Source organism: Caldibacillus debilis DSM 16016 (assembly GCF_000383875.1).
GTDB classification, from domain to species: Bacteria; Bacillota; Bacilli; order Bacillales; family Caldibacillaceae; genus Caldibacillus; species Caldibacillus debilis.
This window is the reverse complement of sequence record NZ_KB912879.1, coordinates 16,748-39,470: the sequence shown is the minus strand read 5'-3', so window position 1 is coordinate 39,470 and position 22,723 is coordinate 16,748. Positions and strand designations below refer to the sequence as shown.

Here is a 22,723-nt window from a genome sequence, read left to right as displayed (position 1 = left end):
GAAAAAAGCCAGCGGAGCGGGAATATTAAAATTCCCGGTTCCTGTAGAAGGATAGGGAAAGACAATAGGAAAAGATGTAAATGACCAATGCCGGCGTCACGAATAAGGCCGCCGTTTCCCAGTCGGATCTTTCCGCGAAAAATTCCTTGATTTTTTGAATCAGGCCGGCATTTTCCTGAAACCAATCCAGGAAGAAAGAGGAACCGCCGATCGTGAGGAAGAAAAGAATAAAATTGACCATTCTCGATTTCATGTACCCGTATTTAAAAATGAGGGGAAAAGACAAGGCACAATACAAGGTCGAGGCGGCGACGGAACCCGCCGCTCCCTCAAGGGTAAAAGGAAAAACAGCTACAGGCAGCTGGAGAAATTTGATCACGAGATGGATGAAATAAATGAGGAAAAGGGTCAGGGCGACAATGACATATACGGACACATATTTGGCCGCCACGATCAGGCTTTTTCGGACCGGGAGGCTGATCAGCAGCCTGTCGCTGTGATTTTTTTCATCCGAAGCGCTGGCCCCGAAAGTCAGGAAATAGGTGACCGCCAGCACACTGAGGGACAGTCCGGCAATCCCCATGCCTGAAAAGGAAAGGGAAAACCATACCAGCAGACATAAGGCAAGGAGAAGGGCCCTTTTTTGAACGAGCAAATCCTTTTTAATGAGATGATACATGGCTATCACTCCTTGAGGTGAAAAATAACAGGATATCTTCCAATGTCGGTTTTTCGATGACGGCCGAACCGCCCAATCTTTTGATGACATCGCCTTTGTTCCTGGCCAAACCGGCAATCCCGTATCGGTTTTCCTCGAGCCCGATGAAAAGCTCGCGGCAGGCGGAGATGTCCAGATTTTTCCCGCCCTTTACGATACAGTATTCTTCAAGGAGCTCCTCTTTCGTCGTGCTCAGGAGGATCTCCCCCTCGTGGATCAGGGTGATGTAATCGGCGATCTTGTCCAAATCCGAGGTGATATGGGTGGAGAAAAAGACCGATTTGTCCCCGTCTTCCATCAAGGTTCTGAGGATATCCAAAAATTCGTTGCGGACCAAAGGATCCAGTCCGGAAGTCGGTTCATCCATGATCAGGAGCTCGGCGTGATGGGAAAGGGCGACGGCCAGGGCAAATTTCATTTTCATTCCCTTGGACAGCCGCTTGATCTGTTTATTTAAAGGAAGGCCGAATTCCCGGACGTACCTTTTGAAGGCGGCCTCGTCCCATCTGCGGTAAAACGGGCGGATGAAATTTTTCATTTCTTCGGCGGTCAACTCGTCATAAAAACAATTCTCGTCGTAGACAAATCCGATTCTTTCCTTCACGGCGATTTCGTCTTTTTCATGGTCCAGGCCGAACAGCTTGATTTGCCCGCCATCCCTTTTCACGAGATTCATCATGAGCTTGATCGTCGTGCTTTTGCCCGCGCCGTTCGGGCCGATGAAGCCCATGATATAGCCCCTTTCCAAGGAAAAGCTGATGTTTTTCAGGGAGAAACCCTTATAATGCTTGGAAAGGCCGGTGATTTCCACGATTTTCTCCATCTGTTTCACTCCTCGTCGAGCAATTTCATCATTTCATAGAGTTCCTCCAGGGAGAGGCCGATGATTTTCGCATCCGCGATCGCTTCGGAAAGTTTTTCCTCGATCCTTTTGATCCGGTTTTCCCGGAGCATTTCCTTATTGATCGGCGCCACAAAGGATCCCTTGCCCCCGATGGTGATGATGAACCCTTCCTTCTCCAGTTCGTCATAGGCCCTTTTTGCGGTGATGACGCTGATTTTTAATTCCTTGGCCAAATTGCGGATGGAAGGCAGCGGCTCCCCTTCGGGCAATTCTCCCTTGATGATCTGTTCCTTGATTTGCTTGACGATCTGCAAGTAGATCGGCTCATTGGCGGAATTGGATAAGATGATATTCATGATTTCACAACCCGCATCTGTTATAACTGTACATATACAATATAAACAGTTAACCCGTTTTTGTCAACAGGACATTTTTTTCCGAAGGCGCTGTTCATCTCCAGTGCAGTCCGCAGAAAGGAAGCGGTATCAACCCGCCGCGCTTTAACGCGGGCCCGGGCCCCGGCCGGCTCGTATTCCCGAAGACATATGGCGGATACGATTGCATTCATTTGCAGAAGAAATCAACGATAACATTTAACAGATCCTTACCAAAAGCCATGTGCAGCCTTATTGCCCCGGAGGAAAAATTTCAACCGGACCGGCTTTCATCCCCTTTGAAACGGGCGGGGAAGGGATCGAGGGATTTCGGGGCGGGATCCTTTTCCGCTTTTCAGAAGGGGACATGCCATCCGCATTTCTCGCAAAAATATTTGCAAATTCCTTCACATCGGGAAGAATTGTGCTATAATCTAATACGTAATGACCAAAATGTTCATTTAGTCATACAAAGGATGAGCTCAATGACAGTGGATCGAAGACAACAAATTATTGATGCCGCTGCCCGATCCTTTTCCTTGTTCGGCTACAAGGCGACGACGATGGACCAAATCGCCAGGCTCGCCAATGTCGGCAAGGGCACCATCTACCTGTTTTTCAAGAACAAGGAAGATTTGCTGGATGCCATCATCTCCTCGCTGATCGGGGAAATAAAAGAAGCTGCCGAACGGGTGATGGATCCGGGGCTTCCCTTTGCAACCAACGTCCACCGCGCCCTTTACCAGATATTAGAATTCCGCCAGCGGCATCAGCTGACCGCCAAGCTCCTTCAGGAGGTCCGCAACATCGGCACGTTGGAAGTCCAGCAAGTATTGAAAAAACTGGACTGGGCGATGATCGGTTTCATCCGCGAAAAGATTGAAGCGGCCGTAAAAAAGCAGGAAATACGGGAGTGCGACGCGGAAATCACCGCATTCCTGATGCTGAAAGTCTATATCGCTTTAATTGTCGATTGGGAACAGGATCATCCGCCCCTGTCCAAAGAAAAGATCGCGGAACTGTTTGAACTCTATTTTTTGAAAGGATTGTCGAAATAAGATAGTCCTTCTCTTTTTTTCCGAATATGACTAAATGAACAAATCGGTCAATTGTTTTTTCGGGAGGCTGACGATGAGAGGTCGCGAGCTGCTTAAAAAAGAAATACAGATGATCTTGCACAATCGGATCGTGCTCATTTCCTTGATCGCGGTCCTGTTCATTCCGGTCATTTACTGCGGCATGTTTTTGTGGGCCTTTTGGGACCCATACGCCCATCTGGATGAATTGCCGGTCGCCGTCGTCAACAACGACAAAGGAGCGGTTTTTGAAGGCGAGCGGCTGAAGATCGGCGACGAATTGGTTAAAAATTTAAAGGAAAAAAAGGCCTTCGATTGGCATTTCGTTTCCGAAGAGGACGCGGAAAAAGGGCTGAAAAAGCAAAAGTATTACATGGCCGTGTTCATTCCGGAAGATTTCTCGGAAAATGCCGCATCGGTTTTGGATGAAAAGCCGAAGCATATGAAGATCATCTACAAGCCGAACGAATCCTACAACTTTTTGTCCGCCCAGATCGGGGACCGGGCCGTGGAGCAGCTCAAAGAAGAAATCTCCTCCGCGGTAACGGAGACTTATGCGGAAACCGTCTTTGAAAAAATTTCCGAAACGGCGGAAGGACTGGAACAGGCCAGCGCGGGAGCGAAAGAGCTGAAGGATGGGATCGCGGAGGCCAAAGAAGGGGCCGCCGCTCTCGGAGAAGGGCTGAACGCCGCCAAGGAAGGGAGCGGGCAGTTGAAGGAAGGGGCCCGGTCGGCCAAGGAAGGGGCCCGCGCCTTGAAGGACAATTTAAAACTTTTGGCGGAAAAATCGCTGGCCTTCGAGAACGGCCTGCAATCGGCATCCGGCGGGGCGAATGTGTTAAATGCGGGCATCCGGAAGCTGGATGACGGATTTGCAAAGATGCAGGAAGGGAATGCCCAACTTCTCGCCGGGGCGAAGCAGGCGGAAAACGGGGCCGGCCAATTGGCCGAAAATCTCCGTCAATCGTTGGCGGGCATGAAACAAATGCAGGAAGGCATGCCCCAGCTTGTGAAGGGAACGGAGGAATTGCAGAAAGGGGCCGAAAGCCTCTCCGATTCCCTCGGACAGTGGGCGGCGGGCGCCGGGCAGGTTTCCGGGCAGGTTGACCAAGGCTTTGGGCAAATCCTCGGTCAGTTGGAGGCATTGATCAGTCAAACGGACGATCCGAAAGAAAAGGCGACGCTTGAGGCCATCAAAGGGCAATTGGAGCTTTTTTACAACGGGAATGCGGAACAGCCGGGCATCAAGGAAGCCATGGCCCAGTTGACGGCAAGCGCCGGGGAAATCCGGGCCGGAGCCGGACAGCTTTCCCAGGGAGCGGCCGCTATTCATAAAAATCAAATGGCGTTAAGCGAAGGGATGAACAAGTTGGTTGACGGCCAGGAAAAATTGGCCGCCGGTGCGGAATCCCTTGCGTCCGGACAGGCGAAGATCGTAAACGGGCTGGCCGCCTTCGGCGAAAAATTGCAGGAAGGGAAAGCCGGCGTTGACCGGCTTCTTGCGGGAAGCGATCAGCTGTCCGACGGTGTGGGGCAGCTTTATGGCGGATCCCGGCAATTCGCGGACGGCACAGGAAAACTGGCCGCCGGTGCCGGCGAACTTTCCGGCGGAATTGACCGCCTCGCATCGGGCACCGACGAATTATCCGGCGCCATGGACCAACTCGCCGACGGCTCCGGGCAGCTGACCGGAGGCATGGAAAAATTGGCGGACGGTTCCGGGGAATTGGCCGGCAAACTGAAAGCGGGGGCCGAAAAGGCAAAGGAGGCAAAAACGGGGAAAGACACCTATGAAATGTTTGCCGATCCGGTGAAGAAAGATGATGACGTCCTTCATCACGTTCCGAACTACGGGACCGGTTTTGCCCCTTACTTCTTGTCCCTCGGCCTGTACGTGGGCGCCTTGATTTTGTCGATCGTGTTTTCCTTGCGCGAGCCGGCGGGGGAACCGAAATCCGGATTCAGCTGGTTCATTGAAAAATTTTCCGTCCTGGCCGCCATTGCGGTGCTGCAATCCCTGCTGTTGGATGCGGTCATGCTTTGGGGACTCGATTTGCAGGTGCAAAGCGTCCCGAATTTCATCTTATTCACGGTTATAACCAGCATTACCTTCGTATCCCTTGTCCAATTTCTCGTCACGCCGCTGGCGAACGTGGGCCGTTTTCTTGCCGTGCTTCTGTTGATCTGCCAGCTGACATCGAGCGCGGGGACATTCCCCCTGGAATTGATTCCGGAGGCCTTGCAGCGGCTGAACCCGTGGCTGCCGATGACCTATTCGGTCTTCGGATTCAAGGCGGCCATCTCGAGCGGGGACTTCTCCTTCATGTGGCAGAACGCCGGGATTTTGGGACTGTTCACGGCGGCATTTGCCGGAGGAACGATCCTGTTTTTCCATCGGGAGCATAAACGGAAATACGCCCATATGCGCAGCGATGCCATGGAAGCTCCCCGGGCTTGAAGCCCGGGGGGCTTTTTCGTCGGCCCGGCGCGGGTGCGGTGCCGGGGGACGGCATCCGAAAGACACAACCTTGCGGCGGATTCTGCTTCCTCGATCGGCACCTGCATCCGAAAGACGCAAAGCTTTATCCGGATTTCGTAGGATAGAAATGTATTAAAATTTGGGCATTATGCTTGGGCGATTGGCCTTATCCGGATCTCGGGGGATGGAAATACCGGGGTGGAGTTTTGCTGAAGGCAAAGGTATCCGCCGTGAGGCGAAAGGGGGAGTTTGAAAAGGCTTGGAAAAGCTTGCGGGGAAAGCGGCGGATCGCTTGGCACGGGCCCGTTTGGTGGCGTCCGGCGGCCGGGTCCGGTATTGTCCTAAACGGCCCCTTTTGCGGAAAGGCGGCCGCCGGGCTTCAGGTTTTGTTCGCTTGCAATCGATGTCGGGCCCCGCCGGCGGCTTGCCTTCCGTCCGCCTATACGGAAAAGATCCCCGGGACCGCCGGGGGCGGCCTCTTTTTTTCCTTCGGCCAAAAGAAAATCCCGCCGCATCCGGCCACAAACCGTCCGGGTTGCGGGCTCATTGCCTTGGCCTGCATCCGTTTCCGTGGAATAAGGGAAGTGCCGCCGGAAAACTCCAACAAAAACGAAAACGTCCCGCCCGATCGGCGGAACGTTTTTTTCGGAATCGAACCGTTCCCGGATCCGCGGCCGGTTTTTACAAGGCGTCGGAAATGCCGAGGATCAGGATCCCGAACAGCACCCAGGCAATGACGAGATAATGGTTCCTGCTCAAGATTTCCTTCAGGAACAGCCGGGACAGGATGACGGAAACGATGCTGTAGGAAGCGATCATGGGCGCCGCGATAATCGCCTTTCCGGACATGGCGAACACGTAAAAAAATTGTCCCGTCGTTTCTAAAACGGCGGCCAGCCCTTTATCCCGTTCTTTGAACAGGTGAAAATCCTCTTTCTTATGGCGAAGGTAGAGATAAGCGGCGGCGGCGCAAATAAGGAACGTATATTCATAGGCGATGAGGGCGGCATCTTCGCTGATCAATTTCATTTCATCCAAATAGATTCCGTCGGCAAAGGTTCCCAGGCCGTCGAAGATGGCGTATAAAATCGGGAAGGTGATCGCCAAAACGCCGATTTGATATTTCTTTTCGATTTGGACATTCGCCATCTTGAGCGCTTCCGTTTGTTGCTTCTTTTCCAGGATGGCCAGCCCGATGACGCCCGTCGTCACGACGATGACGCCGGCGATGTCCAGGGCGCTCAAATCTTGGGGGAAGAAGATGAACAGCAAAATGGCCGTCAGCGCCCCCGAAGAGTTTTGCACGGGGGACGCGATGGAAAGTTCAATATAGCGCAAACCGATGTACCCGATGGTCATCGACAGGATGTACAGGGCTGAAACCGGCAAATATTTGACTAGATCGAAAGGATCGAAGCTGAGCCCTTTGATGAGCATATATGCCGTGGCATGGATTCCCATCACCAGGCCGACCATGATGACGATTTTCAAGTGGCTGTACGGGTCATTGCTGTCGGATCCTTTTTTGTAAAACAAGTCGGCCGCGCCCCAGGACAAGGTGGTCAATAAGGCAAAAAGGAACCACATCTTGCATTCTCCTTCTGTTAAAATGGATAATAAAAACGATACAATTATAAACGATAAAACGGTTTTGGGAAAAGACCCGGCGGTGTCTTTCCCCGGCCCGGACACAAAAATTTCAAGAAAGCGAGGGATCGGGATGCTGAAGAGGCCGGAACCGGCGGAATATCCTTCCTATTACCGCGAATATGTGGAATTGGTTCCCGAAGGCAGGATCCTTGACATCTTCGAAAGCCAAGAAAAGGAACTGGAGGAGCTGGTGCAAAACCTTACGGAGGAACAGTTGCTTTTCCGTTATGCCCCGGGAAAGTGGAGCGTGAAGGAAGTGATCGGCCACGTGACGGACACGGAACGGGTATTGAGTTACCGCGCCATGTGCATTGCCCGGGGAGAACAAACGCCCCTGCCGGGGTTCAATGAGGAAGAATATGTGAAAAACGCGGATTTTGACCGGCTTTCCGTCCGCGGGTTGCTCGGCCATTTTTCCGCGGTGCGCCGGGGAACCATCCATCTGTTCAAATCCCTGCGGCCGGATGACTGGCTGAAATCGGGAACGGCCAACGGTTTTCCGATAACCGTGCGGGCGCTGGCTTATATCATTGCCGGCCACGCTTTGCACCATCAAAACATCATCCGGGAGCGATATTTGAAGGCGAAGGATTTCCCGGCGAAGGGGGACCTTCTCCGTTGAAAAGGCCGATCCGCCTGCCGGCATCAAGAAAAGATCCGCCGTTTGGAAACAAGGGGAAGGCAGGCGGACCACCTCATGGCGGGGTTGTGCAGCATGTTTCCCTGATTGGAAAGAAGGAGGAGACCGGCGGGACGAAAACCTTCCGGGCGTCCTCCGCTTTCAAGACGGTTTAGCCGCAGGTTTCGAACCGATCGTCAGCTTACCAAATGACCGACCACGAAACGGAAAATCAGTTTCCCAAATGCCCGGTCACGAAGCGGAAAAATTCGTTCAATTTTTCCGAATCCGGAAATTGGGCCTGGGCCTTTACGGGGGTTCCTCCGCCTTTTCCGGAGAAGGCGGGGGCATGTTGTTTGATGATCTTTCCGCAATCGATGGCCAGATCCCCGTTTTGGGAAAGGATGATTTTGTTTTCCAGGATTGTCCCCAATACGGCCGCTTTCATCCCCTTCTGTAAGAGTTTATGGCTGATGATCGACAATTCCTTCACCGTTTTATCGGGAAAGATTTTTCCCGCCGTTGGGCCCTTTTGCTCAGCGATGAACCGGTCGGTTAAAAGTTCCGCGTATTCATCGAAAAGGGCGTTATATTTTTGCTCCTTTTCCTTCAGCTCCTTTTTTATTTTTTCAATTTTTTGCAGGACGGTGTCCTGGGCGGTGGAGAGTTTTTCCAAAATATCCGCGAGCAAGGACAGTTTTTCCTTGTAATCTTCGAACAGCCGGATGCCGCAAATAAAATGGAGCCGGACATGGCCTCGCACCCGTTCGGTTTTCAATATTTTCAGCGGCCCGATTTCGCTCGTGGATCCGACATGGGTCCCGCCGCAGGCATTGTATTCCACCCCTTCGATTTCCACGATCCGGAGCCGTTCGATTCCCTCCGGGATTTCGTCGAGATCGTAGCGGCCGGCTTCCGCCCGGTTTATGTAAAAGATGCGGATCCTTCTGCCTTCAAGGATAAGCCGGTTGACTTCTTTTTCAATATTTTCCAGCTGTTCATCGGATAAGGCGGGGACATCCAGTTCGATGGCCGCCGAATTCATGCTGAGATGGATGGATAACGTTTTTGCCCCGTACATTTTCAGGCAAACGGCGGCCAACAAATGCTGCCCGGAATGGTGCTGGGTATGCACCAGCCGCCGGATCTTGTCGATTTGGCAATGAACCCGTGTCCCTTCCGGCTTTTCTTTTACGATGTGGACGACTTCCTCCCCCTTTTTCATCACGTGAATGACTTCCTTGCCGGCGATGGTCCCCAAATCGCAGGGCTGGCCGCCGCCTTCCGGGTAAAAGGCGGTTTTGTCCAAGGTCACATGCCAAAGCCCGTCATGGAATGCCGCACCCGTCACCTCGGCATCCCATTCGAATACCTTCGGATCGGTATAAAAGAGTTTTTCCGTCATCCCTTTCGCCCCCATTCTTTTGTCATCTACCATCCATTGTACCTGAAATGGGAAGGGGGAATCGGCTCGCGTGCGCCATGTTCAGGAAATTTTAATAAAGGATGTCCCCTGCCGTCACGGATCACCGCCCCCACTCTTTGTTTAAATAACGGAAAAAGCCCTCTGTGACTTCGGCGAATTTCTCGTTTAACGCTTCTTCATCCACCGTCACCATCTTCCGGTCTTTCATGACCCATTTTCCGTCGACCATGACGTGCCGGATGCAGTCTTCTTTCCCGTACAGCAACAAATTGTGAAGAATGGTGGAGAAGTCCCCTTTTTCCAGGAGGGGAAAGAAGGAGAGATCTTTTTTGATGAAAACCAGGTCGGCGCAACGGCCTTCCCCGATTTGTCCGATTTCCTTGTCCATCTGGTAGGCCTTTGCCCCGTTGGCCGCCGCCATTTGAAAGACGTCCTCCGCGGTAAAACGGCTGACTTCGGCGCGGATTTTTAATAAATAATAGGTGAATCGCATCACTTCCCATAGGTCCGTATGGGCGTAATCCGTGCCCAAGCAGACATTGATGCCCTTGTCCAGCATTTCTTTCACCTTCGCCAGTCCCGCCCCCGATCCCAAATTCGAAAGGGGGCAGTGGACGACGGAACAGCCGTTTTCGGCCAACAGATCCAAGTCCGCATCGGATAGGTAAACGGCGTGGAAAAGGACGGTTTTGTCATCCAGCAAACCTCTTTCGTCGTACAACTTTACGCTTGACCGGTCGTATTTGGCGTGCACGAGATCATGCCGCCATTTGTTCTCCAGGCAGTGGGCCATCATCACCGGATCGTATTCGGCTTTCCGCTCCCGGCATTTTTCCAGCTCTTCCTCGCTGATATCTTCCTCTTCCAAAAGGTGGCTGCCATAAATGACCCTCCCGTCCCGCCGCCCCGCATATTCGCCGATTTTTTCGTATACGTCGATGATTCCGCGGATGCCGATTTCATTGATGGCTTTGCCGTGCAAGAAAGGCGACGGCCCCGGATCCGATTCGCTGACGAAGGTGACCCCGCCTTTCACCATATCCACATAGCTTTTTTGGCAGAGGGCGAGAAAATCTTCCTCGGAAAGGACGTTGTCAATATAGTCGATCAATATTTTCCGGATTTTTCCCGGCACCGTGTCGTCGAACCAATCTTGAAGCTCCGTGTCCTTCACCAATCCCCTCGCCAGCGGGGAGTAGCCGTGGAAATGGGCATTGACCAGGCCGGGAATGATCAAATAATCCTCGCAATTCACTGCGTCCTCCGCATCGTTGCCCGCGGGCAAAAGGCGGATCTTTCCGTTTTGAATCCAAAGATCCCCCCTTTCCCATTTCATCTCGCTGTTTAAGAACGTGGCGTTTTTTAAAAGCATGCCTTTCCCATCCTTTTGCAGATTTTGATAACGCGCATGTTTTGACCGAAGCGGCGGGTTGAAAAGCTGATGAATGAAGTCCAGGAATTTTTGTAAAAGAAGCGGTCGCAAAGCGGCTCCATTTCCGGAAGGCCGTGTTCCACGGACCGCGAGCAGGATTTTACACCCTATGACAACTCGGGTGAGCTGATGCGTTTTTTCCAACGTTCCTGCCCGGCGGACAGGGGACAATCTCTTTCCTTGTCCGGGCCGTCCCGCCGCCTTTTCCCAAAAACTGGGGGAGGAAATATCCCGATTGCGAAAGGCCGGCGGGGCAAAGCGAAATCAATGGTTTTTGCTGAAGGCGATCTGCACCCCGATCAGGGCAAAAATCGCCCCTTTAAGGATGTTCATCCGCTTTCCGATCGGGGAATGCTGAAGAAGGCGGCCGATTTTTTCGGCAAAGATGCTGACGAGGACGAAGATCGCCAATGCCTGGACAAGGAAAACGGCCCCTAAAAGGAACATCTGCAGCGGGACATTCCCGGCGGACGCATTGACAAACTGGGGAAGAAGGGCCAGGAAAAACAAGGACACTTTCGGGTTCAACAGATTCATGAAAATTCCCTTTTTATACAAGGACTTCAACGCCTTGTATTCGGATCTTTGCAAGATCAAACCTTCCCCTTTTTCCTTGAAGGACCGCCAAGCCAAATAAAGCAGATAGGCCGCCCCCATGTACTTGACGGCGGAAAAGAGGAGGGCCGACCGATAGATGGCGGCGGATATCCCGAGAACCGCGGCGCTGATATGGACGACAAGCCCGGTGCAAAGGCCCGCGGCCGTCACGATTCCTGCCGCCTTTCCCCGGGACAGGCTCTGGGCGATGACGAACAGGATATCCGGCCCGGGCGCGAGCGTAAGCAAAATGGCCGCCCCCAAAAAGGAAAGTATTTGCGTGATTTCCATAGCCGTCCCCTTTCCTGAAAAAATAACCGTGGCCGTTTTCCAATGAATTCGAGAAAGGGCGGCCGAATTCCTGCTTGAGGGAAATTTTGCCCGCCGCAAAGATCGCCGGTGCGGCTCGGTTTTTTGGAAAACCGGCCGCGGCAAGCGGAAGCGGGCGCTGATTTATCCGGCTTGCCGGGCGACGGCCCGCGGCGGGATGGACAAAGCCGGGCGGAATTTCCTATCCTATTCAGGGAACGGGTTTGGAATTGCCGAACCGGTTTTCCTGCGGCATCCGGGCCCCATTCGATCAGGAAAGGAAGAGCGGATTCAATGGCCGGAGAAAAGCGTTTCGTCGATTTTTTGATTCGGGCGAAGAAAGCGACCTATGCGGCCCAAGGGGACGATGCTTCCACGCCCCCCCTTTTGGCAGGTTCGCGCCAATTGGAATACCGGGAAGGGGATTATTTTTACCGGGACATCTATTTCGGAATGGGGTTTTTCGCGGGCCAGGAAGTGGTATATATCAAGGATAAGCCCGTCTGGTCCATGTGTTATGCCGGAGGGGTGGAAAAAGGGCTGGAGCATCGTTTGGCAAAGGCAGTGTACGCCTTCTTGAGAAAGGCGCTGCGGAATGCCGGGCATGAACAGCCTTACCGGGGACCGGTCCGGTTTGCCGAAGGGGAATGGATTTACAGGAACGACTTTAGCGGCGGATTGGAATGGTTTGCGGGCGAAGAGACGATCGCCCTTTCCGGGAAAACCGTTTACCGGCTGCGTTATTCCGGAGGGTTTATCCGGTGAAAAACCGCCTTTATTCTTCCGTCTTTTTCAGGTAAAGTATTGGATTGGAACGGGGAATATGGATAGAATAATAATCGGACGCTTCTTGCATGAAACTTCATGACGGAAACACAAAAAAAGGAGCAATCGGCTATGACGGAAAAAGACGGAATGAATAAGGACGCAATCAATGAAGAGGAAATGACTGAAGGCAGCGAAAGCCAACGGAAAAAAACGAAAATCGTGAAGGCCAACGTGGGAGACACGATCCAAATCAAACGGGGGATCCACAAAGGGAAAAAAGGAAAAGTCCTGATCGTCAGGGAGAATTCGGTGATTGTGGAATTCGGAAAAAATCCGAAAACGGGCGAACCGTTAAAAACGGTGGTCAACCACAAAAATTACAAGCTGGTGAAATGAAAAGTTTCATTTTATCGCCCATACCAGCCATTCATTCCTTTCGTTTTTCCGTTTGTTAAAATTTTTCATAAGGAGCCGCAAGGCTCCTTTTTCTGTTGCTTGCCGGCAAAATCCGTCCGGGCGGAAGGGCGGAAATGTTTTTAAATCATGGGGGCTGCGGAAGATGCGGCTGCAGCCGGCGCCGGGAAGGCCTTTTGAATCCCCGGAGGTTTTCCCGCGGCCGGGCCGCTGTCCGGGAACAGGCGGATCGCCGGCAAGGTCTTTGCCTGAAGAGCTGCGGCGAAGAACGGCTTTCCCTAATCGGTGCGCGCCGCGGGTCCGGGGAGGCGCCGGCCGGGATCTGCCCGGCGGCCCGGTCCGCCGGATGGACATCGCAATCGTTGCGATTTTCTTCACCGATTTTCCTGGCAGCCGACGAACCGGGAAACTCGGGATGGTGCCCCAATCCTTGCCCTTTTCATACCGATTTTTCTGGCGGCCGGCAAGTCGCGGGCGCCCAAGGGATTCATCCCGCCCGGTAAGGGAGGGTTCCGTGCAGGGCGGCCCCGATGGGATGGCTCCCTTTTCCCGATGCGGGATTTGTTGAAAAATTTTCGTTTCATGATCCGTGATTTTCCGATTAAAATAGAATTGGTTTTGCCGGCCTTCCCCGCGCGGTTGTCCGGCCGCCTGCGAGACCGGAAGATCATTTCCCCTTTGCCGCTCGGCGATGAAGCGATCCCGAAAAAGGGCGGGTGAAGCAAAAAAAGGAACATCCGGGAAGGGCGCGGATCGTCTTTTTTCGGAAACGGAAAAAGGCGCCCTTTCCGCGTCCTTGCGATAGGGAGGCCGTCCCGCGCCCAGAATGCGCGGAATGGGACCGGAGCCGGAAAGAAACGGCGGAATGAATGGGGGATTTTGTGCCGGAAGGCGGCGGAAGAAAGATGCCGGCCCGTTCGGGAAAGACCGGCGGCGCCTGCGGGCGAAAGGGTTTAAGCGGGGACGGCATCGATTCGAATGGGAAAGCCGCGAATGATCAAACGGGAAAAGGAGATAAGCGATGTATCGTTGTTTCATTTTTGATGTGGACGGGACCATTATCGACACCGAGGAAGCGATCTTGAAATCTTTGCAAAAGGCCTTGCGGGAGGAAGGCCGGGAGCATACGGTCGAGGAATTGCGGAAAATATTGGGGATTCCGGGAATCGAAGGATTGCGCCTGTTGAATGTGGCAAACATGGACCGGGTGTATGAAAGATGGGTGGCCGGAATCGGGGAATATGCCGGCTCCGTGTCCGTTTTTCCGGGAATGGAAAAGGTGCTCCGGTCGTTGCATGAAAAAAATATGCCGCTCGGGATCGTGACGTCGAAGACCCGCCAGGAGTTCGCCGACGGGTTCGAACCCTTCGGATTGGGGAAATATTTCCGGTCGGTCGTGACGGCGGACGACACGAAAAGGCACAAGCCCGACCCGGAACCGCTTTTGGCCTGCCTGAAGAAATTGGGGGCCGGGCGGGAAGAAGCGATCTACATCGGGGATACCCGTTACGATCTGGAATGCGCCAAAGGGGCGGGAGTGAAGTTCGGCCTGGCCCTGTGGGGGGCGAAATCGGCGGAAGGATTGGATGCGGACCATATTTTTTCCGAACCGGAAGAAATTTTGAACCTTTGCAAGTAAAGCTTTTCCGGAGAATCCCTTTTCATGTTTCGGAACGGGGGAATTCGCCGAAAAAAAGCCGGATCCCAGGCGGCCGGCTTGGCGGGGCATGGCGGGACAGGACGCCATGCTTTTTTGGGGAATTTTTTGTCAAAATATTGAAAAGATTTTGTAATAACAAGTGAGGCTTTCGGCCCTGGACGCATCATCACTCATCCTTCACCATAAAATTGAAAGAGCTTACAAATCAGGCGGAAAACATCCTTGAATCACCGGCCATTCGGTCTCCCATCATAAAAAGAAAGGAGCGGAAGCGGAACGATCGGCAGTTGATTGCCAAAATTCAATGAAAAAGGGGCGGTTCTTTTGCTCAAAAAAACGGCGGCCTTGATTCTCTTCCTTTTGGTCCTTGCTCTCCTGATCCCGTTGGCAGGTTACGATGCGAAATCGAGCGGCGGCAAGGATCAGGACATTTTGGCTTTGATGGACCAAATGACGCTGGAAGAAAAGGTAGGACAATTGTTCATCGTTCATGTCTACGGGAAATCGGCGGAGGATCCAAACTACGAACAAACAAATCTGGAAATGAAACGGGGTGGAAAGAATTTTAAGGAAATCATCGAGAAGTATCATGTGGGCGGGATCATCTATTTCAACTGGACGGACAATATCGGGACTCCTGCGGATTTGGAACAGGTGAACGCCCTGTCCAATGATTTGCAAAAAATCGCTATGGGCCAAAAACACGGGATTCCTTTATTTATCGCCACCGACCAGGAGGGCGGCATCGTTCAGCGGCTGAAAGAACCCGGCACCGTATTTCCGGGAAATATGGCTTTAGGTGCGGCAAGATCGTCCGATTTGGCCTATCAGTCGGCGGCCGTTCTCGGAAAGGAACTGATGAGCCTCGGTATCAATATGAATTTCGCTCCGGTATTGGATGTGAACGTCAATTATTTGAATCCGGTCATCGGCGTCCGTTCCTTCGGGGAAGATCCGGACCTTGTCGCCAAACTGGGCGTTTCCCAGGTCCGCGGATATCAAGATCAAGGAATTTTGACCACCGCCAAACATTTTCCCGGACACGGCGATACGGATGTGGATTCCCATTACGGCCTGCCGATCATCCATCACGATCCGGAAACCTTGAAAAAGGTCGATTTAAAACCTTTCCAGGCGGCCATTGAAGCGGGAACGGACGCCATCATGACCGCCCATATCGTCGTTCCTGCCCTGGACGGTTCCGGCTTGCCCGCGACATTGTCCCATCCCATTTTGACCGGACTGCTCCGGGAAGAAATGGGCTTTGAAGGTTTGATCATTACCGACAGTTTGGGAATGTCGGGGGCGAATGTCCTTCCTCCCGAAGAAGTCCCCGTCCAAGCCTTCCTTGCGGGGAACGATATTTTGTTGAACCCCCCGGATGTGGAATTGGCCTATCAGGCGGTTTTAAAGGCGGTGAAAGAAGGGCGGATAGCGGAAGAAAGATTGAACGAGTCCGTATACCGGATATTGAAAGTGAAAAAGGATAAAGGCTTGTTTGAAAACCCTTATGTCGAAAAAGGGGCGATTCATGAGACAGGTTCGGAAAAAAAACTGAATACGGCAAAAAAGGCCGCGGAGCAAAGCATCACCCTTGTCAAAAATGAAAACCGGCTTTTGCCGTTAAAACCTTCCACGAAAGTGTTCGTAACCGGCCCTTCTTCCGGCAATCCCGAATATCTGGCCGCTTTGCTGCGGGAAAAGGGATATGATGCGGAGGCTTATGCCACCGCTGCAAGCCCGACGGCGGAGCAGATCGACAAAGCCCTGGAACTGTCCGCGCCGGCGGGAGCCATTATCGTGACGACCTACAACGCCGATACGAACGAAGCCCAGAAACGATTGGTGGCGGCTTTAAAAGAAAGCGGCGGATCCGTCGACGGCAAAGGGAAACCGGTAGCGGTTGCGGCCGTCCGCAACCCGTATGATTTACTGGCCTTCCCGGAAGTGGACGCCTACTTGGCGACATACGGGAACTTGAACGTTTCGCTGGACGCCCTTGCCCGCGTGCTCGCCGGGGAAGTGAATCCGATCGGGAAACTGCCCGTCACCATTCCCAACCTGTTCGAATACGGACACTTCCTCAGTTACGTGGATGTGCGGGGGCTTCAACAACTGATCGCCAAGGCAAAGTCGATCGCAAACGATGACGGAAGATATACCGTTCCGTCCTTCCAGGCTTTGCAGACAGCCATCGGCAAGGCGGAAGAAGCGCTGCCCTTCATCACCACGGAGGAAAAATTGAAGGAAGAGACCGCGAAATTGCAGAAAGCGATCGATGATTTGGCGGATTTGACGCCTCTGAAGCGGCTGATCGAAAAGGCCAAATCCGAATCCGTTCGGAATGGAACCTATACGAAAGCTTCCGTGGAGGCATTGAAAAAGGCGATCGCCGCCGCCGAAAAGGCGTTGCCGGAACTGGCGTCAAAGGAAGAAATAACCCGTGAAATGGAAAAATTGCAGGCGGCGCTTGACGGCTTGGCGGATTTGACGCCCCTGAAGCAGCTGATCGAGAAGGCCAAGTCCATAAATAATGCGGACGGAAAATACACCCGGTCGTCTTTTGATGCCTTGCAAAAAGCGATCGCCGCCGCCGAAAAGGCATTGGAGACGGCCGCCACGAATGCGGAAATATCCCGGGAGATCGCAAAGCTTCAAGCGGCGCTCGACGGGTTGGTTGAATCTTCCGCAGGCGGCGGAAACGGCAAAACGCCGTCCGGACAGCCGGATGGAGGCAAAACGCCGAAAACGGATGGGGATGAAGCACCCGGCGGCGGAGAGCAGCTGCCGAAGACCGCCACGAACCTTTACGGCCTGTTGGCGGCCGGCATCCTGCTGATCCTTGCGGCGGGCGGAATGGCATTGCGGAGAAAAAAGGATGGTTGATACGAAGACTTTTTGAAACGGAAAGGTATAGAGCAAATGATTTGCGGGCAAAATGAAGCTCCCGATTAGGTGAGGGATCAAAGCGTGCCCACCGATTGAAGGGGAAACCAAGCGGAAGCACGGCCGGAAAGGAAACAAATATAAGAAAGTCCTTGTTGTCTTTTCCGTCAAGAGATGGTATCATTAATTAAGAACATGATACGTTCGCCCATGTTACTGACTCGATCAGGCATGGCGGCACGTAAGGGTTGCAACCCTTATCCGGCCGCTGTGCCTTTTTTAGTGAATAACGGCTCGGGTCCAAAGTCCAACCCGGCATCCGGACAGATTTTTCCCATGCCTTCAAGAAAGGGTGCTCCTTTGATTCATCCGGGCTTCCATTCTCTTCCCGGAAAGGAGGGGCTTTCCGATCAGGATTAAGAAGATTTTAAACAACAACGCGGTGATCGTTACGGACGGCCATCAAGAAAAGGTCGCCATCGGATCGGGGATCGGCTTTCAAAAGAAGAAGAACGATATCGTAAATCCCAACCAGATTGAAAAGATTTTTGTCATGCATGAAAACGAGAAATTCCAGCAGCTTTTGAGCCGGATTCCCGAAGAGCATTTCACCATCTCCGAAGAGATCATTTCCTACGCCGAAAGGCAGCTCGGGGTGAAACTGAACGAACACATTCACCTGGTGTTGACCGATCATCTCTCCTTCGCCATCGAAAGGGTGAAGAACGGGATCCACATCAAAAACAAGCTTTTCCAGGAAATCAAGATTTTATATAGAAGGGAATTTGAAATCGGGCTTTGGGCGGTCCGGCACATGAAAGAAAAGTACGGAATCGAAATGCCCGAAGATGAGGCGGCTTTTCTCGCCCTATACATCCATACCATGAAACCCCAAGGGGGAGACTTGCACGAAACGATCCGGCAGACGGCCATTTTGCAAGATATGGTGCAAACGGTCAAAGATTTCCTCCGCATCCCATTGGAAGGGGATGATATTTCCTATCACCGGCTCGTGACCCATCTCCGCTTCGTCCTGTTCCGGATCAAGGGCTATGAGGTCCATACCTTGGACGAGGAAATGCTGGCCATGATCAAGAAAAAATTCCCCCTTTCCTATCAATGCGCCCGGGAAGTGGCAAGAAAGGTTTCGGAAGTCTACGGAATCCATCTTCCCGATCAGGAATTGGGGTATATCACGCTGCATATTGAAAGGCTGAGGACCGCCCAGCCTTAAAGGAGGTGAGGAAAAAAGAGGGGATCTATCGTTTTCGCCTTTTATGACCAGGTTTTTGGCACTCATTTTTATCGTCATTTCGGATTTTGGCGCAGGCAGGAAAAAATTGAAGGAGGTCATTCAAAATGATGAAGTATTTGCAAAGGCTCGGGCGCTCGCTGATGCTTCCCGTCGCCGTATTGCCCGCCGCCGCCATCCTGATGGGGATCGGCTATTGGATCGACCCGACCGGCTGGGGTTCGGGGAACCCGGTTGCGGCGTTCTTCATTAAAGCGGGCGGTTCCATCATCGACAATATCCCGATCCTCTTTGCCGTCGGCGTGGCGTTGGGAATGGCGAAACAAAGGGACGGTTCGGCGGCCTTGAGCGGCCTCGTCGCCTATCTCGTGGTCACCACCCTGCTTTCCACGAATACGGTGGCCATGCTGCAGGGAATCGATGTGGAAAATGTCAATCCGGCGTTTTCAAAAATTGGAAACGCTTTCGTCGGTATCCTTTCCGGGATCGTGGCGGCCAATATGTATAACCGTTTCAGCCATGTGCAGCTCCCGGATGCCCTGGCCTTTTTCAGCGGCAAAAGGCTTGTCCCGATCATGACATCCGTCGCCATGCTGGTCGTGTCCCTGGCCCTGTTTTTCATCTGGCCGGTGGTCTACAGCGGCCTCGTATCCTTCGGTACCGCCATCAGCAAGCTGGGCGCCGTCGGTGCCGGCATTTACGGATTCTTTAACCGCCTCTTGATCCCGACCGGCTTGCATCACGCCTTGAACTCCGTCTTCTGGTTTGATGTCGCCGGAATTAACGATATCGGCAATTTCTGGAGCGGAAAAGGGGAAAAAGGCGTTACCGGGATGTATCAAGCCGGTTTCTTCCCGATCATGATGTTCGGATTGCCGGCTGCGGGTCTCGCCATGTATCATACGGCGAAACCGGAACGGAAAAAACAGGTGGCTTCCTTGATGCTGGCCGCCGGTTTTGCCGCATTTTTCACCGGCGTGACGGAACCGGTGGAATTCGCTTTCATGTTCCTCGCTCCCGGGCTTTATCTGTTGCATGCGTTTTTGACGGGACTTTCTTTGACGATCGCGGCGTTGTTCCACTGGACGGCCGGGTTCGGTTTCAGCGCCGGCTTCATCGACTTCTTCCTCAGTTCGAGGCTGCCGCTGGCCAACCAGCCGCTGATGCTGATCGTACAGGGCCTTGTATTTGCCGTCATTTATTACTTCCTGTTCCGTTTCTTCATCACGAAATTCGACTTGAAAACCCCCGGACGGGAAGATGAAGAGGGGGACGGCGAAACGGCCAATCTGTCGGCGAAGGAACGCTTCGCGGTCATGGCCAAGAAGATTTATGAAGGATTGGGCGGGGATGAGAATGTGGTTTCCATCGATAACTGTATTACCCGCCTGCGGGTGGAAGTCAAAGATATGAATGCCGTCGATCAAGAAAAAATTAAAGAAACCGGGGTGCCGGGGATCAATGTCGTCGGGCCCCACAGCATCCAAGTGGTCGTCGGCACGCAAGTGCAATTTGTCGCCGATGAGATCGAGAAAATCCGGAAAAAACAATAAATGATAAAGAAGAAGGAAGCTTCCGTGACGGAGGCTTCCTTTTTCCTTTCGGGATTTTCTGCCGCTTTATTCCTCGTCAACCGCAGCCATCCCCATCCGAATTGCAAAAGCTGTCGCGAATACCTACCATTTTTTTCTCCGGCGGTTTAATCCTTCGAGCAACATTCCTGCCCCCATGCCGAGCAACGTGCCCGCACCCGTTTGATCGAATATCATCCCCAAAGCGATGCCGATAAACATGCAACCGACAAAGATCATTGGATTTTCCCCCTATCCATTTCTCTGATAAAAAGATTTTATGTCTTTGCTTAATTATACACTTTACGGGAACCGGACGGGGAAAGTTTCAGACTCCTATTTATATCTTGATATACGAATATATCTGATTGTAGATATAAATGAAAAGGAGGGAAGAGGTTGGAAGAAGAAAAGATCATCACCGCCTTAAACGAACAATGGTCGGATATTTATTATTATTTGCATTATTCCTATGACGAACCGATCAGCCACCAGATGGTCCGCATTTTGCAGCACATCGACAAAAAAGGGGAAGCTACGGTCGGCGATGTGGCCAAGCACCTCCGGGTTTCCCACAACACCGCTTCGGAGCATGTGAAACGGTTGATGAAAAAAGGTTTCGTCCGAAAATCAAGGAGCGGTTCCGACGAAAGGAAAGTGATCGTCGTTTTAACGCAGGAAGGAAAAACAGCGCTTCACCGCCATACGATGCTCGACGAAGAAAAATTGAAGCGGCTCCTGAACCATTTCTCCGCTGCCGATTTGGAAACGATCCAAAAGGCATTTGCGCTGCTCAGTGAAGGGGCGAAAAGATGTTTCAGTCGTAAAGATCATCATTTCCGCCATCATAATCGGAACCGTGACGGAAATTGCCAGGAAAAGCCCCGCCTTTGGCGGTGCCGTCGCCGCATTGCCCTTGGTAAGCATCCTCAGTGTCATTTGGCTTTACGATCAAGGGGAGGAAACGGAGAGGATCAGCCGGTTCGTTTTCGGTGTCTTGGTGGGATTGCCGGCCACCGCGGTGCTGTTATTGGTTGCTGCATTGGCTTAATGGCTTCCTTCCCCTTCTGGCCGGCCATCCTTTTAGGGATCATCGGCTGGGCCGTTTTTTTATGCTTGCAAAATTTGATCTTTCATTAAAATCAAAGTTTTCCCCGCCGGTCATAGAAATTCCGGGCAGCCGCAGGGAGACGGAAAACCCCTTGCACGGGCGGAAAGGGCCCGGCGGCCTGATTTTAGGAAGGGCAGCGGGCCCAAGCGCAGCATCGGCTTTTTTTGTCCGGAGGCAGGAAATATGGCCCATCTCCGGACGTTTTTCCCCTGATGAAAATGTCTGCAGATGCTGCAACAAGGAGCCCCCGGAAAGATTTCCGCCATGTTTCATTCGGGCTCCCTTCCCCCGGGATTAAAATCGAAGCATCCCCGCTTCTCGTTTGGCGCCCGTTTTCCGGAGCTTGGCGGAAAAGAGCACGGTGATCAGGAGGGAAAGGGAACCGTAGATCAGGACCATGTAGGGCAAACCGATGGTGTCGAGCAGGAAGCCCGTTCCCAACAGGACGACCTGAAAACCGATCCTCTCCAGCATATTGCGGAAGGAAAAAAATCGTCCGTGATATTCCTTCGGCATCTTGGTTTGAAAGATCGTGGCCGCCGTCGGGAAAATGCAGCCGATCGAAAATCCGAACAAGACAAAGGATAAAAACAGCAGGATTTTAAAATGGACAAAAAACAGGAGGATTTCACCCAGGCCCATCAAGAGCGAAAAAAAGCCAAGGATGGCGAAGGGAGACCGCCTGGCGCTGATTTTTTTGACAAAATAGGCCCCGAGCATGAAGGAGATCCCTTCCGTCGTATAAACGAGCCCTTTGACCGAAGGGTCGCCGTAGATTTCGCTGATATTGATGACGATCAAATTGAAGCCCCCGATCATCAGCAGGGGCATGAGAACGATGATCAGCGTCATGAGAATGGCCGGCCTGCTTTTGATCGCCGGCATGACCTCCTGAAATCCCCTCTCTTTTTTTGCATCGGCCTTTTGGCCGGCCCGCCCCGGGTTTTCGTCGATCCGCAGGAAAAAGGTAAAAATAAAGAGCAGGATATAAGCGAAGATCGAACAGAGATACAGCATCGGCAAACTCAAAAAGAGGAGGAGCGACCCTCCGATCGCCGTCCCGACAATGCGGGCCAAGGTTCCGGCATTCATATGGGCGCCGTTCACCGCCAACAGCTCATTCTCTTTCACGATAAGCGGGATGGCGGCCTGCAAGGCGGGAAAATAGAAGGCGGCGGACAATTGCATCGCGATCAAAAAGACCACCATCCAAGCCACGGAATCGGCGGCAAGGGCGATGAACATGAACAGGACGCTGATGATCCGGAAAAAGCCCGAACAGAGGAGGATCGTTTTTTTTCTGTAAGTGTCGATCATCCGCCCTGCCAGGGGACTCGCCATGATGCCCGCCAAAATGCCGGAGGCAAGGATAAGGGATTTTACGAAGTCCGAAGGCACCCGTTCCTGCATGAATTCCAGATTTCCGATGATGCCGATCCAAAGCCCGACCCCGGCGATAAACTCGCCGGAGATGATGATCCAGACATTCCGGTTTCTCCACATGGTTTTCCCGTCCCTCATATTTATTTCGGAACAC

The 22,723-nt window shown here is 52.6% G+C and carries 18 protein-coding genes and 1 pseudogene; 10 read left to right on the top strand and 9 right to left on the bottom strand.

The window, feature by feature from the left end:
- Window positions 1-25: 25 nt before the first annotated feature.
- The 3 genes from A3EQ_RS0100305 to A3EQ_RS0100295 are packed head-to-tail and all read right to left on the bottom strand — an operon-like array spanning window position 26 to window position 1,918.
- Window positions 26-679 carry an ABC-2 transporter permease gene (locus tag A3EQ_RS0100305; protein WP_020153192.1) on the bottom strand — a complete coding sequence of 218 codons (654 nt, stop codon included), beginning with the start codon at window positions 677-679 and terminating at the stop codon, window positions 26-28.
- Complete coding sequence (locus A3EQ_RS0100300) at window positions 663-1,541, bottom strand: ABC transporter ATP-binding protein (RefSeq protein ID WP_026499610.1); 879 nt, start codon at window positions 1,539-1,541, stop codon at window positions 663-665. Before A3EQ_RS0100300 ends, A3EQ_RS0100305 begins: the two co-directional genes overlap by 17 nt.
- Before the next feature lie 5 nt (window positions 1,542-1,546).
- Window positions 1,547-1,918 (bottom strand): GntR family transcriptional regulator, encoded by a 372-nt coding sequence (locus A3EQ_RS0100295; protein WP_020153190.1) that lies wholly within the window; start codon window positions 1,916-1,918, stop codon window positions 1,547-1,549.
- 503 nt (window positions 1,919-2,421) lie between these two features.
- Between A3EQ_RS0100295 and A3EQ_RS0100285 the strand changes: the two genes are divergently transcribed.
- Both A3EQ_RS0100285 and A3EQ_RS0100280 read left to right on the top strand, forming a co-directional pair.
- A complete protein-coding gene (locus tag A3EQ_RS0100285; protein ID WP_020153188.1) occupies window positions 2,422-2,994 on the top strand; it encodes a TetR/AcrR family transcriptional regulator in 573 nt (190 codons plus the stop codon).
- Window positions 2,995-3,067: 73 nt separating this feature from the next.
- Entirely contained in the window at window positions 3,068-5,470 is a 2,403-nt protein-coding gene (locus A3EQ_RS0100280) for a YhgE/Pip domain-containing protein (protein ID WP_020153187.1), read from the top strand.
- Window positions 5,471-6,172: 702 nt separating this feature from the next.
- On the opposite strand, the gene A3EQ_RS0100265 is transcribed toward A3EQ_RS0100280, so the two are convergent.
- Window positions 6,173-7,078, bottom strand: coding sequence for an EamA family transporter (locus A3EQ_RS0100265; protein WP_020153184.1), 906 nt, complete (start codon window positions 7,076-7,078; stop codon window positions 6,173-6,175).
- 133 nt (window positions 7,079-7,211) lie between these two features.
- Between A3EQ_RS0100265 and A3EQ_RS0100260 the strand changes: the two genes are divergently transcribed.
- A complete protein-coding gene (locus A3EQ_RS0100260; protein ID WP_026499609.1) occupies window positions 7,212-7,763 on the top strand; it encodes a DinB family protein in 552 nt (183 codons plus the stop codon).
- A 229-nt stretch (window positions 7,764-7,992) separates the two neighbouring features.
- On the opposite strand, the gene A3EQ_RS0100250 is transcribed toward A3EQ_RS0100260, so the two are convergent.
- The 3 genes from A3EQ_RS0100250 to A3EQ_RS0100235 all read right to left on the bottom strand — a co-directional run bounded on the left by A3EQ_RS0100250 (window position 7,993) and on the right by A3EQ_RS0100235 (window position 11,506).
- Entirely contained in the window at window positions 7,993-9,165 is a 1,173-nt protein-coding gene (locus A3EQ_RS0100250) for an alanyl-tRNA editing protein (protein WP_026499608.1), read from the bottom strand.
- Between the two features lie 121 nt (window positions 9,166-9,286).
- Entirely contained in the window at window positions 9,287-10,558 is a 1,272-nt protein-coding gene (locus tag A3EQ_RS0100245; protein WP_020153180.1) for an amidohydrolase family protein, read from the bottom strand.
- 324 nt (window positions 10,559-10,882) lie between these two features.
- Complete coding sequence (locus tag A3EQ_RS0100235) at window positions 10,883-11,506, bottom strand: LysE family translocator (protein ID WP_020153178.1); 624 nt, start codon at window positions 11,504-11,506, stop codon at window positions 10,883-10,885.
- Window positions 11,507-11,818: 312 nt separating this feature from the next.
- Here A3EQ_RS0100235 and A3EQ_RS0100230 point away from each other — a divergent pair, with 312 nt between their 5' ends.
- The 6 genes from A3EQ_RS0100230 to nagE all read left to right on the top strand — a co-directional run bounded on the left by A3EQ_RS0100230 (window position 11,819) and on the right by nagE (window position 20,057).
- Window positions 11,819-12,289 carry a DUF5680 domain-containing protein gene (locus A3EQ_RS0100230; RefSeq protein WP_026499607.1) on the top strand — a complete coding sequence of 157 codons (471 nt, stop codon included), beginning with the start codon at window positions 11,819-11,821 and terminating at the stop codon, window positions 12,287-12,289.
- A gap of 132 nt (window positions 12,290-12,421) precedes the next feature.
- Entirely contained in the window at window positions 12,422-12,688 is a 267-nt protein-coding gene (locus tag A3EQ_RS0100225; protein ID WP_020153176.1) for a DUF2187 family protein, read from the top strand.
- 1,039 nt (window positions 12,689-13,727) lie between these two features.
- Window positions 13,728-14,345 carry an HAD family hydrolase gene (locus tag A3EQ_RS0100200; protein ID WP_020153171.1) on the top strand — a complete coding sequence of 206 codons (618 nt, stop codon included), beginning with the start codon at window positions 13,728-13,730 and terminating at the stop codon, window positions 14,343-14,345.
- Window positions 14,346-14,690: 345 nt separating this feature from the next.
- Window positions 14,691-17,252: a glycoside hydrolase family 3 N-terminal domain-containing protein gene (locus A3EQ_RS20385; RefSeq protein WP_154652782.1), complete on the top strand. Its 2,562-nt coding sequence runs from the start codon at window positions 14,691-14,693 to the stop codon at window positions 17,250-17,252.
- Between the two features lie 409 nt (window positions 17,253-17,661).
- Complete coding sequence (locus A3EQ_RS0100185) at window positions 17,662-18,486, top strand: PRD domain-containing protein (protein WP_026499605.1); 825 nt, start codon at window positions 17,662-17,664, stop codon at window positions 18,484-18,486.
- 125 nt (window positions 18,487-18,611) lie between these two features.
- Window positions 18,612-20,057, top strand: coding sequence for an N-acetylglucosamine-specific PTS transporter subunit IIBC (gene nagE / locus A3EQ_RS0100180; RefSeq protein ID WP_020153167.1), 1,446 nt, complete (start codon window positions 18,612-18,614; stop codon window positions 20,055-20,057).
- Window positions 20,058-20,180: 123 nt separating this feature from the next.
- Here nagE and A3EQ_RS23070 read toward each other — a convergent pair whose 3' ends face one another.
- Window positions 20,181-20,315 (bottom strand): hypothetical protein, encoded by a 135-nt coding sequence (locus tag A3EQ_RS23070; RefSeq protein WP_020153166.1) that lies wholly within the window; start codon window positions 20,313-20,315, stop codon window positions 20,181-20,183.
- A 159-nt stretch (window positions 20,316-20,474) separates the two neighbouring features.
- Here A3EQ_RS23070 and A3EQ_RS22850 point away from each other — a divergent pair.
- A pseudogene (locus tag A3EQ_RS22850) lies at window positions 20,475-20,891 on the top strand (MarR family winged helix-turn-helix transcriptional regulator); the annotation flags it as partial.
- A 589-nt stretch (window positions 20,892-21,480) separates the two neighbouring features.
- On the opposite strand, the gene A3EQ_RS0100160 reads toward A3EQ_RS22850, so the two are convergent.
- Entirely contained in the window at window positions 21,481-22,689 is a 1,209-nt protein-coding gene (locus A3EQ_RS0100160; protein ID WP_020153163.1) for an MFS transporter, read from the bottom strand.
- Window positions 22,690-22,723: the final 34 nt, after the last annotated feature.